Source organism: Saccharomonospora cyanea NA-134 (genome assembly GCF_000244975.1).
In the GTDB taxonomy this organism is placed as follows: Bacteria; Actinomycetota; Actinomycetes; order Mycobacteriales; family Pseudonocardiaceae; genus Saccharomonospora; species Saccharomonospora cyanea.
In genome coordinates this window covers 2,085,361-2,100,322 of the sequence record NZ_CM001440.1, presented here as the reverse complement: position 1 = coordinate 2,100,322, position 14,962 = coordinate 2,085,361, and the positions used below count along the sequence as shown (strand labels likewise).

Annotated in this window: 18 protein-coding genes and 2 pseudogenes; 19 read left to right on the top strand and 1 reads right to left on the bottom strand. The window is 70.3% G+C overall.

Translation table 11 applies throughout. The annotated features are described in order from the left end of the window. Positions 1 to 150 precede the first annotated feature (150 nt). From SACCYDRAFT_RS10085 to SACCYDRAFT_RS10035, 11 genes are read left to right on the top strand one after another with little or no spacing between them, the layout of a single operon-like run. Positions 151 to 870, top strand: coding sequence for a hypothetical protein (locus SACCYDRAFT_RS10085; protein ID WP_005455876.1), 720 nt, complete (start codon positions 151 to 153; stop codon positions 868 to 870). Positions 871 to 873: 3 nt separating this feature from the next. Then, positions 874 to 1,971, top strand: coding sequence for an SRPBCC family protein (locus SACCYDRAFT_RS10080; RefSeq protein ID WP_005455874.1), 1,098 nt, complete (start codon positions 874 to 876; stop codon positions 1,969 to 1,971). A gap of 18 nt (positions 1,972 to 1,989) precedes the next feature. Beyond that, entirely contained in the window at positions 1,990 to 2,352 is a 363-nt protein-coding gene (gvpJ, locus tag SACCYDRAFT_RS10075; protein WP_005455872.1) for a gas vesicle protein GvpJ, read from the top strand. Next, on the top strand, positions 2,353 to 3,156 hold the full coding sequence (locus SACCYDRAFT_RS10070) for a GvpL/GvpF family gas vesicle protein (RefSeq protein ID WP_005455871.1): 804 nt from the start codon (positions 2,353 to 2,355) through the stop codon (positions 3,154 to 3,156). A 37-nt stretch (positions 3,157 to 3,193) separates the two neighbouring features. Further along, positions 3,194 to 3,448 (top strand): gas vesicle protein GvpG, encoded by a 255-nt coding sequence (locus tag SACCYDRAFT_RS10065; RefSeq protein WP_005455870.1) that lies wholly within the window; start codon positions 3,194 to 3,196, stop codon positions 3,446 to 3,448. A 5-nt stretch (positions 3,449 to 3,453) separates the two neighbouring features. After that, a complete protein-coding gene (gene gvpO / locus SACCYDRAFT_RS10060; protein WP_005455869.1) occupies positions 3,454 to 3,726 on the top strand; it encodes a gas vesicle protein GvpO in 273 nt (90 codons plus the stop codon). 22 nt (positions 3,727 to 3,748) lie between these two features. Then, a complete protein-coding gene (locus tag SACCYDRAFT_RS10055) occupies positions 3,749 to 4,186 on the top strand; it encodes a gas vesicle protein (protein WP_005455868.1) in 438 nt (145 codons plus the stop codon). After that, the gene (locus SACCYDRAFT_RS10050) at positions 4,179 to 5,024 is read left to right on the top strand and encodes a GvpL/GvpF family gas vesicle protein (RefSeq protein WP_005455867.1); all 846 of its coding nucleotides are present in this window, start codon (positions 4,179 to 4,181) and stop codon (positions 5,022 to 5,024) included. The genes SACCYDRAFT_RS10055 and SACCYDRAFT_RS10050 overlap by 8 nt, the downstream gene beginning before the upstream one ends. Further along, entirely contained in the window at positions 5,021 to 5,260 is a 240-nt protein-coding gene (locus tag SACCYDRAFT_RS10045) for a gas vesicle protein (protein WP_005455866.1), read from the top strand. The genes SACCYDRAFT_RS10050 and SACCYDRAFT_RS10045 overlap by 4 nt, the downstream gene beginning before the upstream one ends. After that, complete coding sequence (locus SACCYDRAFT_RS10040) at positions 5,257 to 5,571, top strand: gas vesicle protein K (protein WP_005455865.1); 315 nt, start codon at positions 5,257 to 5,259, stop codon at positions 5,569 to 5,571. Before SACCYDRAFT_RS10045 ends, SACCYDRAFT_RS10040 begins: the two co-directional genes overlap by 4 nt. A gap of 23 nt (positions 5,572 to 5,594) precedes the next feature. Continuing rightward, positions 5,595 to 5,975, top strand: coding sequence for a DUF6401 family natural product biosynthesis protein (locus SACCYDRAFT_RS10035; protein WP_005455864.1), 381 nt, complete (start codon positions 5,595 to 5,597; stop codon positions 5,973 to 5,975). Positions 5,976 to 6,001: 26 nt separating this feature from the next. On the opposite strand, the gene SACCYDRAFT_RS10030 is transcribed toward SACCYDRAFT_RS10035, so the two are convergent. Then, entirely contained in the window at positions 6,002 to 6,775 is a 774-nt protein-coding gene (locus SACCYDRAFT_RS10030; protein WP_005455863.1) for a mechanosensitive ion channel family protein, read from the bottom strand. A gap of 306 nt (positions 6,776 to 7,081) precedes the next feature. Here SACCYDRAFT_RS10030 and SACCYDRAFT_RS10025 point away from each other — a divergent pair, with 306 nt between their 5' ends. The 8 genes and pseudogenes from SACCYDRAFT_RS10025 to SACCYDRAFT_RS09990 all read left to right on the top strand — a co-directional run bounded on the left by SACCYDRAFT_RS10025 (position 7,082) and on the right by SACCYDRAFT_RS09990 (position 14,936). Further along, the gene (locus SACCYDRAFT_RS10025; RefSeq protein ID WP_005455862.1) at positions 7,082 to 8,224 is read left to right on the top strand and encodes a J domain-containing protein; all 1,143 of its coding nucleotides are present in this window, start codon (positions 7,082 to 7,084) and stop codon (positions 8,222 to 8,224) included. A gap of 62 nt (positions 8,225 to 8,286) precedes the next feature. Next, positions 8,287 to 8,985, top strand: a complete 699-nt coding sequence (locus SACCYDRAFT_RS10020; RefSeq protein ID WP_005455860.1) for a DUF998 domain-containing protein — start codon at positions 8,287 to 8,289, stop codon at positions 8,983 to 8,985. An 84-nt stretch (positions 8,986 to 9,069) separates the two neighbouring features. Then, positions 9,070 to 9,831 (top strand): 3-oxoacyl-ACP reductase FabG, encoded by a 762-nt coding sequence (gene fabG, locus SACCYDRAFT_RS10015; protein WP_005455858.1) that lies wholly within the window; start codon positions 9,070 to 9,072, stop codon positions 9,829 to 9,831. Further along, positions 9,828 to 10,289 carry a MaoC family dehydratase gene (locus SACCYDRAFT_RS10010; protein ID WP_005455857.1) on the top strand — a complete coding sequence of 154 codons (462 nt, stop codon included), beginning with the start codon at positions 9,828 to 9,830 and terminating at the stop codon, positions 10,287 to 10,289. Before fabG ends, SACCYDRAFT_RS10010 begins: the two co-directional genes overlap by 4 nt. Before the next feature lie 84 nt (positions 10,290 to 10,373). Beyond that, positions 10,374 to 11,393 (top strand): phosphotransferase family protein, encoded by a 1,020-nt coding sequence (locus tag SACCYDRAFT_RS10005; protein WP_005455856.1) that lies wholly within the window; start codon positions 10,374 to 10,376, stop codon positions 11,391 to 11,393. Further along, complete coding sequence (locus SACCYDRAFT_RS10000; RefSeq protein WP_005455855.1) at positions 11,393 to 12,601, top strand: acyl-CoA dehydrogenase family protein; 1,209 nt, start codon at positions 11,393 to 11,395, stop codon at positions 12,599 to 12,601. Before SACCYDRAFT_RS10005 ends, SACCYDRAFT_RS10000 begins: the two co-directional genes overlap by 1 nt. Further along, positions 12,601 to 13,804 (top strand): annotated as a pseudogene (locus tag SACCYDRAFT_RS09995) (acyl-CoA dehydrogenase family protein). Before SACCYDRAFT_RS10000 ends, SACCYDRAFT_RS09995 begins: the two are co-directional and overlap by 1 nt. Beyond that, positions 13,801 to 14,936: pseudogene (locus tag SACCYDRAFT_RS09990) on the top strand (acyl-CoA dehydrogenase family protein). Before SACCYDRAFT_RS09995 ends, SACCYDRAFT_RS09990 begins: the two co-directional pseudogenes overlap by 4 nt. The last annotated feature ends 26 nt before the right edge of the window (positions 14,937 to 14,962 follow it).

Here is a 14,962-nt window from a genome sequence, read left to right as displayed (position 1 = left end):
AGAGCGTCACGATCACAGCATCCGCCCAGGCCCGGCAAGCCGCTCGGCCATTCAGAGCATTCGAAGCGGCCCACACAAGGGTCGCGTTTCTGTTTCACCCCAAAGGGGTAATTGCCTGACGTCCGTGACTCCGGGACCGAGGAGACGTTCATGAAACGCGGCGCGCAGACCGCCGCCGCGGTCATCGCGGGGTATCTGCTGGGACGCACCAAGAAGATGCGCCTTGCCCTGATGATCGCCGCGGCCGGAGCGACAGGAAAGCACGGCACGAACCCGACAGGGCTACTGCGGGCGGGGCTTTCCCGCCTGAGCGACTCGGCCGAGCTGGGCAAACTCACCGACAGCGTGCGGGGTGAACTGTTGGACGCCGCCCGCGCGGCGGCCACCAAGGCGGCGACCTCACGCATCGAGTCGTTGAGTCAGAAGCTCACGGAGAGTTCCGACGGCGGAGCCTCGAGCGACGAGGCAGGCGAGGCAAGCGAGGCGGGCGAGGCAAGCGAGGCAGGCGGGGAACAGGACTCCGGCGAGCAGAGCCGCCGGGCCCGTACCGAGTCCGATGCCGAGTCCGACGCCGAGTCCGCTGACGAGGAGCCCACGGAGCGAACGGAACCCACCCGGAGGCCGGGCGTTCGCAGGCGTCCCCGCAGCGCCACCGGAGAGGACGACGGCTCGCAGTCCCGGAGCCGCCGCTCGACCTCCGAGGGGAACCGCCGACCGACCCGGAGGCGCCCTGCGGCCTCCTCGGCCGACTCGGACGCAACCGCCTCGGGCGACAGTGACGCCGGGGACACCGAGGACACCGACGACCGGCCGCGCACGCGGGCCCGCGCGTCGGCAGGGCGCTCCCCCGTCCGCCGGACCGGGAGGTGAGCGATGACCAGGGCAGCACGCGCGGTGAGTGACAAGGCGAGAAACGCCGCGGACAAGACCGCAGGGAAGGCCGGCAAGGCCACCGGAAAAGTCACCGAGAAGGCCACCGACGCCACCTCCGGCGGTGCGCTCTCCGGGGCGCTCGGCACGCTCGCCGGTGCCGTCGCCAACAAGGCGGTCTCGTCGGTGACGGGCAAGGTGAGCCAGTCGGCCCAACGACTCACCGACTACGCCGAAGGCCGGGGTGACGGCGGGCTGATGACGGCACTGACCGGAGCCAAGAAGCTGGCCGAGGGCAAAGGGCCCGTCACCACCGCCCTCAGCATGGGCGCCTCCAAGGTCGGTGACACGGTGAAGAAGGCGTTCGGTGGCGGCTCGGGCAAGAAGGGCGGTGGGCTGAAGCTCACCAACATCATCGAGTCGATCGACGTGGGTGTGCCCGTTGAGGTGGCCTACGACCAGTGGACGCGGTTCACCGACTTCCCGTCCTTCATGAAGAAGGTCGAGAACGTCGAGCAGGAGTCCGACGAGAAGCTCACGTGGAAGGCGCAGGTCCTCTGGTCGCACCGGTCGTGGAAGTCCACGATCACCGACCAGGTCCCCGACGAGCACATCGTGTGGCGGTCGGAGGGCGAGAAGGGCTACGTGGACGGCGCGGTGACGTTCCACGAGCTGGCGCCTCGCCTCACCCGCATCCTCGTCGTGCTCGAGTACCACCCCCAGGGCTTCTTCGAGCACACCGGGAACCTGTGGCGGGCTCAGGGCCGCCGTGTCCGGTTGGAACTCAAGCACTTCCGCCGTCATGTGATGACCCAGACGCTGTTGAACCCGGACGAGGTCGAGGGCTGGCACGGCACGATCCACGACGGTGAAGTGGTGGACGACGGCAGCGACGGCAGGTCCCGCGACCGCCAGGACTCCGAAGAGCCCGAGTCCGAAGAGGACTACGGAGACGATTACGACGACTACGGCGAGGACGCCGACTACGACGAGTCCGAAGAGGACGAAGAGGATGAAGAGGACTCCGAATACGAGGACGGCGAGGAAGAGGCCGAAGGTACCGACCGCGAACGGCCCGGTCGGCGGACTCGCGGTCGCTGACGAGGAAGGAGGGCACGCTTGACCACAGCAGTTGCCGCGACCGGAGGTGGCGGGAGCCCCTCGCCCTCGGGTCTGGCCGACGTCATCGACACGATCCTCGACAAGGGGCTGGTGATCGACGCCTACGTGCGGGTGTCACTGGTCGGAATCGAACTACTCACAGTGGACGCTCGGATCGTGGTGGCCAGTGTGGACACGTATCTGCGGTTCGCGGAGGCGACGAACCGGCTTCAGGTCGCCGACGACGACAAGAAGGGTCTGCCCGAACTCATCGACGACATGAACTCCGGGGCCGCGAAGTCGCGAACGAAGGGCGCCCTGGAGGCGGCGGGCGACAAGCTGCGGGACGTCCTCGGTGAGACAGAGGAAAGGAGGTCCTAGATGACGCGGACAGCGACCCGGCGGACGGAGTCCAACGACGACGGCAGCGCGAGCGGGACCGCGATCTACGTCTACGGCATCGTCCCCTCCGACGTGGAGACGGACTCCGAGGTGAAGGGCATCGGTGATCCACCGAGCCCGATCGACACGGTCCGGCACGGTGACATCGCCGCCCTGGTCAGTGAGATCGCGGTGGACCGACCCCTGGGCACCCCGGAAGACCTCACCGCGCACGCCCGAATCCTGGACGCGTCCGCGGGCGAGGTCCCCGTGTTGCCGCTGCGGTTCGGCGCGGTGCTCACCGACCGCGACGCGGTGACGAAGGAACTGCTCGCCGAGCACCACGACGAGTTCGCCGCGGCTCTCGCCGAGCTGGAGGGCAAGGCGCAGTACCTCGTCAAGGGCCGCTACGACGAGCGTGTGATCCTCGGCGAGATCCTCTCCGAGAGCTCCGAGGCCCAGCAGTTGCGGGACGCCATCCGGGACAGGCCCGAGGAGGCCACGCGTAACGAACGCATCGCCCTCGGGGAACTGATCGCGAACGCCATCGCCGCCAAACGTGAGCACGACACCCGGAGCGCTGTCGAAGCACTGGGGGAGCTCGGCGTCGACGTCGCGCTGCGTGAGGCCACGCACGAGCGGGACGCCGTCTACGTGGCGTGCCTCGCCGAGGTGTCGGCCCAGAGCGACCTCGAGCGGCTGGTCGACGAACTGGCGGAGCGCTGGGGCGAACGCGTGGACCTGCGGCTGCTGGGGCCGCTCGCGCCCTACGACTTCGTGCGTACGGCACGGCCGGGCGGTTGAGGCACGGCCGTGCCGCAGGACGGAAGGAGGCACCGACGTGGGACTCGTGACAATGCTTCTCGGCCTGCCGCTGGCACCGGTGCGCGGAGTGGTGTCCCTGGCCGAGGTGATCCGCGAGCAGGTGGACCGGGAGCTCTACGACCCCGCGTCGGTGCGTCGCGAGCTGGAAGCCGCCGAGGAGGCCCGCGCCAGAGGCGAGATCACCGCCGAGGAGGAGGCCGAGATCCAGCAGCGGGCCCTCGGTCGGCTCACCGGTTACGACGGCGGTGACGCGACCGCCGGAGAAAGGTGACGGCCATGCCCCCGGACCTCGACGAGGTGACCGCCGCGGAGGCCGCCGAACTCGCGCTCGGCCACATCGAGCGGCTCACGCGGCGGCAACCGCTCGGCGTCACCTCCCTCAGTCCCACCGACGTCGGGTGGGTGGCGGAGGTGGAGGTCGTGGAGGAGAGCCGCGTTCCCTCCACGGCCAACATCCTCGGCCTGTACGAGGTCGACCTGGACGCGGGCGGCGAACTGGTGTCCTACCGCCGGGTCCGCCGCTACGCGAGAGGCCGCACCGACTGGTGAAAGTGGGAGAAGGCAGGAGTACATGACCTCATCAGGGCGCCCGGGTTCGGCACTGACGTCGTCAGTGGGCTCGGCGGCGAGCCACCAGCCCGCCAACCTCGGTGACATCCTGGAACGGGTCCTCGACCAGGGACTCGTCATCGCGGGCGACATCCAGGTGAACCTGCTCGACATCGAGCTGCTCACGATCAAGCTCCGCCTGGTGGTCGCCTCGCTGGAGACCGCCAAGGAGGTGGGCATCAACTGGTGGGAGAACGACCCGTGGCTCACCGGCAACAACGGTGACCGGCAGGGCGAGCGGAGCAGGCAGAGCGCGCTGGAACGGGAGAACCGGGAACTGCGCAGGCGACTCGAGGCGCTGGAGGCGAACTCCTCCGCCGGGCAGGTGGAGGCGGGCACCCCGCGTGCCGAGGACGTGATCGACGCCGAACCCGTAACGGAGGAGGCGCGTGATGAGTGAGCCCGCGGCGACGACCGGCCTGTGGCTGTACGCGGTGGCTCGGGGACTCGGTTCGGCTTCGCTCGACGATCTGCGCGGGGTCGCGGGTGCCGAGGTGCGTGCCGTCGCGGTGGCCGGTGAAGGCGCCGGGGAAGGGACCGGGGAAGGAGCGCTGACGGCGGTGGTCAGTCCGGTGCCGCTCACCGAGTTCGGTGAGGATGCGCTGCGGCGCAACCTGGAGGACCTCGACTGGCTCGCCGCGACCGCCCGCGCCCACGACACGGTCGTGGCAGCCGTGTCCGGTGTCGCGTCGGCCGCGGTGCCGCTGCGCCTGGCCACGGTCTGCTTCGACGAGGAGCGCGTGCGCACACTCGTCGAGGAGAGCCGGCACGCGTTCACCGCCACGCTGGACGCCCTGACGGGCCGCACCGAGTGGGGTGTGAAGGTCTACACCGACCCGGTGAAGCTCGCCGAGTCGGCCGAACCCGCGGAACCGGCACCGTCCTCGTCGGGCGGGTCCGGCGGGTCGGGCGCGGCCTACCTGCGCCGCCGCAAGGCGGCCCTGTCGGCCAGGGAGACGGGCGAACGGGTCGCCGCCGAGCACGCCGAACGATTGCACGCCCGGCTGGCGAGCGCGGCGGTGGCGCACCGCCGGCATCCTCCTCAGGATCCGAAGCTGTCGGGCGAGCGGGATCACATGGTGCTCAACGGCGCGTACCTGGTCGACGACGACCGGGCGAGCGGGTTCGCCGAGCTGGTGCGGGCACTCGACGCCGAACACGAGGCGGTGCGCGTGGAGCTGACCGGGCCCTGGCCGCCCTACTCGTTCGCGGCCGTGGGGCAGGCGGAGCAGTCGTGACCGGACCGTCACTCCCCGACACGGGAGACCTTCTCGACTCGGCGGTGAACTCGGCCCCCGTCGCCGCACCCGAGCGCCGGATCGCCCTGGTGGACCTGCTCGACCGGGTACTCGCGGGCGGTGTGGTGCTCACCGGTGAGGTCACCATCTCCATCGCCGGCGTCGACCTCGTGCACGTGTCGTTACGAGCACTGATCACTTCGGTGAGCACCCTGGAACGAGGAGGTCGGCCGTGAGCGAGCCCACCGGTGACGCACGCCACCGAAACCCGCTCGCCGAGCGCATCGACTCGGATCCCGAGTCCGTCGAACACGGCCTGGCGAGCCTGGTGTTGACCATCATCGAGCTGCTGCGCCAGCTCATGGAACGGCAGGCACTGCGCCGCGTCGACGCGGGTGATCTGACCGAGGAGCAGGTGGAACGCATCGGCCTGACCCTCATGAAGCTGGAAGAACGCATGGAGGAACTCAGGGAGCACTTCGGGCTCGACCCCGAGGACCTCAACATCGACCTCGGCCCCCTGGGCCCTCTGCTCGGCGATGGGTGAGGCGTTTCCTATGCTGTCGCGCCATGGGTTGGTTGTCAGGCGCACAGCAGGCCGACTACGCCCGGCGTGATCTCAGCATCCTCGCCGAGCGACTCCGCGCGGCCGGGGTGAGCGTGTCGGCCCTCGGTCCCGCACGGCTCGCCGGTCTCGACCAGCACGCGGCCGCGGTGCGCGACATCCTGACGATCGACGGCGGCACGCTGGGGATCGTGGAACTCGCCGCCTACGCCCAGGGCGCGCTCGACGCCGCGGCGGAGGCCGGGTGGACGCCCGAGACGCACACCCCCGCCACCGGATGCGCCACCACCGAGTGGATCGTGTTGCGGCTGCTCGCGGTGTGCGCCCTCGCCGACGCTTCCTCCGCCGACGACATCCCCGACATCGACCCGCTGCTGTTCACCTGAGCACACGGCGCTCGTCACCTTCCCGGTCAGGGCGTCGGACGCTGCGAGGTACGCGTCTGCTCCTCCGGCGTCTCGATGGGTTCCGTCTGCGCGCGGCTGACGTCCTCCCTGCCGCGCTGGTATGCCTCGGCCTGCGCCCTGGCGTTCGGCATCTCCTCCTCGGCTCGGCCCAGCCACCGCTCCCACCTCTGCTGCATCGGCCGCATCAGACCGCCGCCCACACCGATGGCGAGGATGGCACCGACCGTCGCGAGCACCGCGATCAGCACCGGGGTCGTCACCGTGGTGGCGATACCGATCTGGTTCAGGGCGGCGATCACCCCGAGACCGATGATGACCACCTGCGCGGCCGTGGCGAGCGTGCGACCGTAGCTCAGCCCGCCCAGCGCGCTGCTCATGATGTCCTTGACGGCGCTGGCGATCGCGGCTGCCACGACGACGATGACGATGGCGACGATGGCCCTTGGCAACCAGGCGACGATGGCCGCGAGCATCGAACTCACGGGGTTGGGACCGAAGACGCCGAACGCGATCTGCAGTGCGATCAGCAACACGGCGTAGTACACGATCGCCGCCACGAGACTGCTCGCGTCGTACTTCGACCGATCCAGGGCCTGCTTGATGCCGCCGCGCTCCACGGCACGGTCGAAGTTCAGGCGCTCCAGCACGAGGTCGACCAGCTTGCGCAGCCCCTTCGCCACCAGCCATCCGATGAGCAGAATGACCAGGAACGCGGCGAACTTCGGCAGGAAGGTGATGACCGACCGAAGCGCGTCGTTGAACGATTCCGTGATGTTCATCGGTGTTCACGTCCTTTCCGTGGCCGGCCGGTCTTACCTCGTCACGCGGACAGGGCCACTCGGATCTTGACGCCGGGCCACCTGGGTTCGTCGGCTGTGCGGTGGATTACCCGGTTTCGGACGCCACACCCACGAACCGCAGGCCCCTTTCGAGACCAAGAAGCAACCCGCCAGAGTGAGGAACGGAACACAAACCCCGAAAACAACCACCAATAGCACACGGTAAGTGACGGCATATCCACAGGTCGTTGTCACCGTCCGGCGGAAGCCACGCCATAGTGTGAGCGCCCGCGAGCGGAGGTGGACGTGACCGAGGTCGACTACTACGCAGTGCTGGGCGTCGAGCGTGCCGCGTCGACCGCGGAGATCAAGTCGGCGTACCGGTCCCGTGTCCGCCGGGCTCACCCGGACGCGGGTGGCTCGGCCGAGGAGTTCCAACTGCTGCGGCAGGCCTACGACACGCTGTCCGACCCGATGCTGCGGGCCGCCTACGACCGCCGAGGCAGGTGGCCGGCGCTGGCCCTGGCCGCGGAGAGGCGCGCCGCTCGCCGAGCCGAGCCCCGCCGGTTCGGCGAGGACCCCGACTTCGTGCCCCCCACCCCCACGATCGACGTCCGTGACCTGCCGTGGTGGGATCTCGTGGAGGGTGCCTTTCGAGTCCACTACGCCCACCCGGGCTCCCCTGGCCACGCTCCCGCGGGAGGCGCGCTGCTGGGGGCCGCGCTCCTGCCGCTTCCGCTGGTGGTGCCGTTCGCCTTCTCGGCGTGGCTGGCGGCGGTGTGGGCGCTGCTCGTGGTGTCGGCGGCGGCGACCGGGGTGCTGCTCGTGCGAAGGCACCTGGAGTCGTTGCGCGCGGTCCGGTCGTTCCGCAGCGAGTTCGGCGACCGCATCGTGTTCGGCACCCCGGGTTCCGAGGACGACGAGGTGGCGCAGCGGCTCACCGCCGAGGTGTTCCAGCGCTACCTCACCCGGCTGCCCGGCGTGCGTATCTTCCACGGTCTCGCCTGGCCCGACTCGGTGTTCGCCGACATCGACCACGCCGTGCTGTGTGGACGCAGGCTCGTGCTCGTGGAGTCGAAGTCGTGGCTGCCCGGCCACTACGGTCTCGCCGACGACGCGACACTGACCCGCAACGGTCGCCGGTTCCGCGGCGGCGGTACCCAGCTATCCACCAGTGTGGAGGCCTTCCGTCGGCTGCTTCCCGACGTGGAGGTGCGGGGCGCGCTCGTGCTGTACCCGAGCCGGGAGGGTGAGATCACCACCGACGACTGGACCCCGGACGACCTGGCCGACCTGGACCACCTCGACGTCCCTCCCCCGATGACACCCGAGCAGTTCGTGCGGTTGCTGGGCGACTGGCTGGCTGCGGAACCGGTCACCGTCGACCGACACGTCTTCCGCACGGTGCTGGGCCAGGTGGTGGGCTCCTCCACCGCGTCGCGCACGTGACGCCGAGGAAACGGCGACGCCGCTAACCTGTCGCCACCGCCCGCCTCCCGGAGGAGCCCTCCATGACGCACAGTGGCCGTGACGCCGGCAAACTCGCGACGAGACCCCCCGTGGTACTGGCCGCGCTGGCGGCACTGATGGGCGGCGCCGTCGTCATGGGGCTGCTGCACGTCATGCCGTCGAGCGCGGGGGTCGACCCGGTGCGACGCACGATCAGCGAGTACGCCCACGGTCCGGACAAGTGGCTGTTCGACACGTCGGTGCTACTGGTGGCGCTCGGTTCGGCGGGGGTGTTCGCCATCGTGGCCGGGCGCGGTCTGATCCGCCCCGTGTCGGCGAGCACGGTGTTCGGGGGGCTGTGGGTGCTCGGGCTCGTGGCGGTCGTGGTGTTCCCCAAGACGGACTGGTCGGTGGGTCCGAGCGTGGGGGGCACCATCCACCGCTACGCCAGTGTGGTGGCCTTCGTGTGCCTGCCGATCGCCGTCTGGTCGGCCGCGAACGCCGTGTTCGGCCCGTCGTCCCGGCTGCGCGTCGTGGCGCGGCTGCTCGCACTCGCGTCGTTGGCGTGGCTCGGCGTCATCGTCGGCGCCGTCCTGGTGATGCTCGCCGGTGGTGAGCCGTGGTGGCGGTCGATCCCGCTCGGGCTCGTCGAGCGGCTGCTCGCGGGCACGGAGGTCGCGGCCGTGCTGGCGCTGACACCGGGTCTGCTGCGCGTGGACGATCTCACCCCCGAGTCGGTCGATCCCCTGGTACGGTGCTAAGCGCACGCTTACCCAACTCAACGAAGAGAGGGGACTTCGGAGCGAACGGCTGAACCGCTCAGAGGTCCGAACAGGAGGATTGCAGTGACCGACTCCCCCTCCCGCGTCGCCATCGTGACGGGCGCCGGACGCGGCATCGGCGCCGAGGTCGCCCGGCGGCTCGCCTCCGACGGGTTCGCCGTCGCGTTGCTGGACCTGGCCTCCGACGCCGTGAAGGCGGGCGCTGACGCGATCAACGCCGACGGTGGTCGCGCGATCGGCGTGGGCGTGGACGTGTCCGACGCCGAGTCGGTGGACGCGGCCGTGACAGCCGTGGCCGACCAGCTCGGCGCACCCACGGTACTGGTGAACAACGCGGGTATCACGCGGGACAACCTGCTGTTCAAGATGACCGAATCCGACTGGGACTCGGTGATGGACGTGCACCTGCGAGGCTCGTTCCTGATGAGCCGCGCGGCGCAGAAGCACATGACCGAGCAGGGCTGGGGCCGCATCGTCAACCTCTCCAGCACCTCCGCGCTGGGCAACCGGGGGCAGGCCAACTACGCCACCGCCAAGGCGGGCCTGCAGGGCTTCACCAAGACACTGGCCATCGAACTCGGCAAGTTCGGCGTCACCGTCAACGCCATCGCACCGGGCTTCATCGAGACGGACATGACGGCGGCCACCGCCGAGCGCCTCGGCGTGCCGTTCGAGGAGTTCAAGAAGGCTGCCGCCGCGGAGATCCCCGTGCGGCGGGTGGGCAAGCCGTCCGACATCGCGGGCGTGGTGTCGTTCCTGGTCAGCGACGACGCGTCGTTCGTGTCCGGCCAGGTGATCTACGTGGCGGGCGGGCCGAAAGCATGAGCGGGCCGCGCGTCTTCTCCGACCTCGAGGCGTTCGCCGCCGCGGTGGGCGAGCCGCTGGGCACGAGCTCGTGGCACGAGGTCACGCAGGAGCAGGTGAACCTCTTCGCCGACGCCACCGGCGACCACCAGTGGATCCACGTCGACCTCGAAAAGGCGGCCGAGGGCCCGTTCGGGGCGCCGATCGCGCACGGCTACCTGACGCTGTCGTTGATCCCCAAGTTCATCGCGGAGGTCTACCGCGTCGAGGGCCTGCGCATGGGCATCAACTACGGCCTCAACAAGGTGCGGTTCCCGCAGCCGGTGACGGTCGGTTCGCGGATCAGGGCGCACGCCGAGCTGGTCTCGGTCACGCCAGGGGCCCAGGGTAGCCAGGCCGTGGTGCGGTGGACCATCGAGATCGAGGGCGCCGAGAAGCCGGCCTGCGTCGCCGAGACCGTCGGACTGCTGGTGGCGTAGCCCGCCCGGAACGTCGGAGCACGAAGCCCTCGCGGGCACGGTACCGACCGATCGGTACCGTGCCCGCCACAACCAGGAGATCACATGAGCGAGGAGAACCCACCCGGGCTCGACCTGGACCGCCTGCGTTCCCATCTCGACTCCGAGCGACCCGGCCTGGTCACGGGACCGTTGCACGCGCGGCTCGTGGAGGGCGGCCGGTCGAACCTGACGTACTTCGTCGGCGACGGCACCCACCGGTGGGTGGTCCGCCGCCCGCCTCTGGGCCACGTCCTGCCCACGGCCCACGACATGGGCCGCGAACACACGGTCATCAGCGCGCTCGGCCCCACCGAGGTGCCCGTGCCGCCCACCGTGCTGCTGTGCACCGACGAGTCGGTACTCGGTGCGCCCTTCTACGTCATGGACCACGTCGAGGGCACGCCCTACCGGCGCCGCGACCAGCTCGAAGCCCTCGGAGGTGACCGCACGAGGCGGATCGCCGAGGCGATGATCGACACGTTGGCGCGGCTGCACGCGGTGGACTACGCCTCGGTGGGGCTCACCGAGTTCGGCAGGCCGGAGGGCTATCTCGAACGGCAGTTGCGGCGCTGGGGCAAGCAGCTCGACGCCTCGCGCAGCCGCGACATCCCCGGTGTCGACACGTTGCGGGAACGCCTTTCGGCTCGGCTCCCGGGGTCGCCCGCACCGACGATCGTGCACGGTGACTACCGGCTCGACAACCTTCTGGTCGGCGCCGACGACGAGATCACCGCCGTGCTGGACTGGGAGATGTCCACGCTCGGCGATCCGCTCACCGACATCGCCCTGCTCATCGCCTACACCGAGGGCGAGGCCCTCGGCGACGAGATCAGCAGCGTCGCCACCGCCCCGGGGTTCCCGCGCGTCGGCGACCTCGTCGCCCGCTACACGGCCACGTCCGGGCGGGACACCTCGGCGATGGCCTGGTATCTCGGGTTCGCGTTCTTCAAGCTCGCCGTGATCCTGGAAGGCATCCACTTCCGCCACAGCCAGGGCAAGACCGTCGGCGAGGGATTCGACCGCATCGGAGCGAGTGTCGCGCCGTTGGTGGCGCGCGGCAACGCCGTCCTGGAGGAGGACTGATGGACTTCGCGTACGACGCCACCACCGAGCGCTATCGCGAGCGGTTGTCCGCGTTCCTGGACGAGCACGTCTACCCCGCCGAGCCCGTGCTGGCCGAACAGACGAGGGCCGCCGACGACCCGTGGGCTCCGCTGCCTGTGGTCGAGGAGCTCAAGGCGGAGGCCCGCAGGCGCGGTCTGTGGAACCTCTTCCTGCCCGGCGAGCGCGGCGCGGGACTGACCAACGCCCAGTACGCTCCGCTGGCCGAGATCACCGGCCGCAGCCCCCACCTCGCTCCGATCGCCACCAACTGCGCGGCACCGGACACGGGCAACATGGAACTGCTGTCGGAGTTCGGCACGCCCGCCCAGCAGCGGCAGTGGCTGGAGCCGCTCCTCGAAGGGGAGATCCGGTCGGCGTTCGCCATGACCGAACCCGATGTCGCGTCCTCCGACGCCCGCAACATCGGCACCCGCATCGAGCGTGACGGCGACGAGTACGTGATCACCGGGCGCAAGTGGTTCATCTCCGGTGCCATGAACCCGCACTGCCGGGTCTTCATCGTCATGGGCAAGACCGACCCGGACGCCGAGCCGCACCGGCAGCAGAGCATGGTCCTCGTCCCGCGCGACACCCCGGGTGTGGAGGTCAGGCGCGCGATGACCGTGTTCGGCTACGGCGACGAGGAGGCCGGCGGCCACGCCGAGATCGTCTTCGACCGCGTCCGCGTCCCGGTGGAGAACCTCGTCGGAGGGGAGGGCGAGGGATTCGCCATCGCGCAGGCCCGCCTCGGCCCCGGCCGCATCCACCACTGTATGAGGGCCATCGGCATGGCCGAGCGCGCCATCGAGCTGATGTGCCGCCGCGCGGTGTCCCGGGTGGCGTTCGGCAAGCCGCTCGCCGAACAGGGTGTGGTGCAGGACTGGATCGCCGAGTCCCGCGTCCGGGTGGAACAGCTACGGCAGCTCGTGCTCAGGACCGCGTGGCTCATGGACACCGTGGGCAACAAGGGCGCGCACACGGAGATCCAGGCCATCAAGATCGCCACGCCGCGTACCGTCGAGTGGATCATCGACAAGGCGATCCAGCTCCACGGCGCGGGCGGGGTGAGCCAGGACTTCCCGCTGGCCTCGCTGTGGGCGGGAGTGCGCACACTACGGCTCGCCGACGGCCCCGACGAGGTGCACAAGCGCTCTCTCGCCCGGCGGGAACTGAAGAGGTACCTGTGATGGACGAGAACACGGTGACCTCACAGGAGCGGGACGAGCTCCGTGAACGGGTGGCGGAGTTGCTCGCCGAGCACGACCCCGCCACCACCGACCGGCTGGACTTCCTGCGGGCTCGGTTCGACGCGGGACTGGCCTGGGTGCACTACCCCGTCGGACTCGGCGGCCTCGGCCTGGCACGGAAGGCGCAGGCGGTGGTCGACGCCGCGCTCGCCGACGCGGGCGCGCCGCACAACGATCCGCGTCGCAACGGCATCGGTCTCGGCATGGCCGCGCCCACGATCCTCGCCGTCGGCACCGAGGAGCAGAAGCGTCGGTTCTTACGTCCGTTGTGGACCGGCGAGGAGATCTGGTGCCAGCTGTTCAGCGAGCCCGGGGCGGGCTCGGACCTGGCCGCACTCGCCACCAGGGCCGTGCGCGACGGGGACGACTGGGTGGTGAACGGCCAGAAGGTCTGGACGTCGTCCGCGCACAACGCCCGCTGGGCGATTCTGATCGCTCGCACGGACCCGGACGTACCCAAGCACCGGGGCCTCACGTACTTCGTGTGTGACATGACGGCGCCGGGCGTCGAGGTGCGCCCGCTGCGGCAGATCACCGGCGAAGCCGAGTTCAACGAGGTCTTCCTCACCGACGTGCGCATCCCGGACGCACACCGGCTCGGTGGTGTCGGCGAGGGCTGGCGGGTCGCGCAGACGACGCTGATGAACGAGCGCGTGGCCATCGGCGGCAACGTCGCGCCCCGCGAGAGCGGCATGCTGGGTCGCGTGGTGGAGACGTGGCGGACACGTCCGGAGCTACGCACCGCGGAGCTGCACGAGCGGCTGCTGCGCCTGTGGGTCGAGCAGGAGGCGTTCCGGCTCGCGGGAATACGGTTGCACCAGCAGCTCGCGGCGGGTTCGCCGGGTCCGGAGGGGCTCGGCGATGAAACTCGCCTTCGCGCGGCTCGCACAAGCACTGTCGAGTCTGGAACTCGACCTGCTGGGCGAGGAGGGCTTGCGTTACGACGACTGGTCGTTGCGCAGACCGGAGCTGGTCGACTTCACCGGCCGGGGAGCGGGCTACCGCTATCTGCGGGCCAAGGGCAACTCCATCGAGGGCGGCACTTCGGAGGTGCTGCGCAACATCGTCGCCGAGCGGGTGCTCGGGCTTCCCGCCGAGCCCAGGGTGGACAAGGACGTCGCGTGGAAGGACCTGCCCCGATGAGCACACCCGACCTGCTGTACTCCGGCATCGAGGCCGACCTGCGAGCCACGGTCCGGGACGTGTTCGCCGACCGTGGGCTCCCCGCGTCGCTCGTGTCAGGCATGGACAGCGAACCGGCCTACGACACGGCACTGTGGCGGACGCTGGCCGCCGACCTCGGCCTCGCCGGGCTCCCCGTGCCGGAGCACCTCGGTGGCCAGGGAGCGACATGGCGCGAGACCGCTCTGGTGCTGGAGGAACTCGGCCGCGCCGTCGCGCCGGTCCCGTTCTTCGGCAGCGCGGTGCTCACGACATCGGTGTTGCTGAACGCGGACACCGGTGCCGAGCCGGTGTCCGCGCTGCTGCGGCGGCTCGCGACGGGCGAGGTCACGGCCACGCTGGCCGTGCCCCTGTCCACAGCCCCGCACGCGGACTTCCCGACTTCGGTGAAGGCGGAGGCGAGGCTGCTCGACGGGACCGTGACGACGGTGGCCGACGCCTCCGTGGCCGACGTCCTCGTCGTGCCCGCCGTGACCGCCGACGGTCCCGCGCTGTTCGCGGTGGACACCTCCGCGGGAGTCGACGTCGACGAGGTGACGTCGTTCGATCTGACCCGGCGGGTGGCCGACGTCCGGCTGCGGCAGGCACCGGCGCACGAACTCGCCCGCGGCATCGCCGCCACCGACGCGCTGGCGCGAGGACTGCGCACCGCGGCCGGGCTGCTGGCCTCCGAACAGCTCGGAGTGGCACAGTGGTGCCTGGACACGACGGTGGAGTACGTGCGGCAACGCCACCAGTTCGGCAGGCCGGTCGGCTCGTTCCAAGCGCTCAAACACCGGCTCGCCGACGTCTGGCTGGAACTGGTGGCCGCTCGCGCCGCCGCCCGCTACGCCGCCGAGGTGCTCGGTGCCCCCGACGCGTTCGGCTCCGGCTCCGACGTCGAGGTGGCGGTGGCCGTCGCGCAGTCCTACTGCTCCTCGGTGGCGGTACACGCCGCAGAGGAGCGATCCAGCTACACGGTGGCATCGGCATGACCTGGGAACACCCGGCCCACCTGTATCTGAAGCGCGCCAAGGCCGACGAGCTCGCCCTGGGTACCCCGGGCCGCCACCGCGCAGCCCTTGCCGGAGTGGTGGGCCTGCCGTTGCGCTGAAGCCGGTGGTCGCCGAACGAAACCCC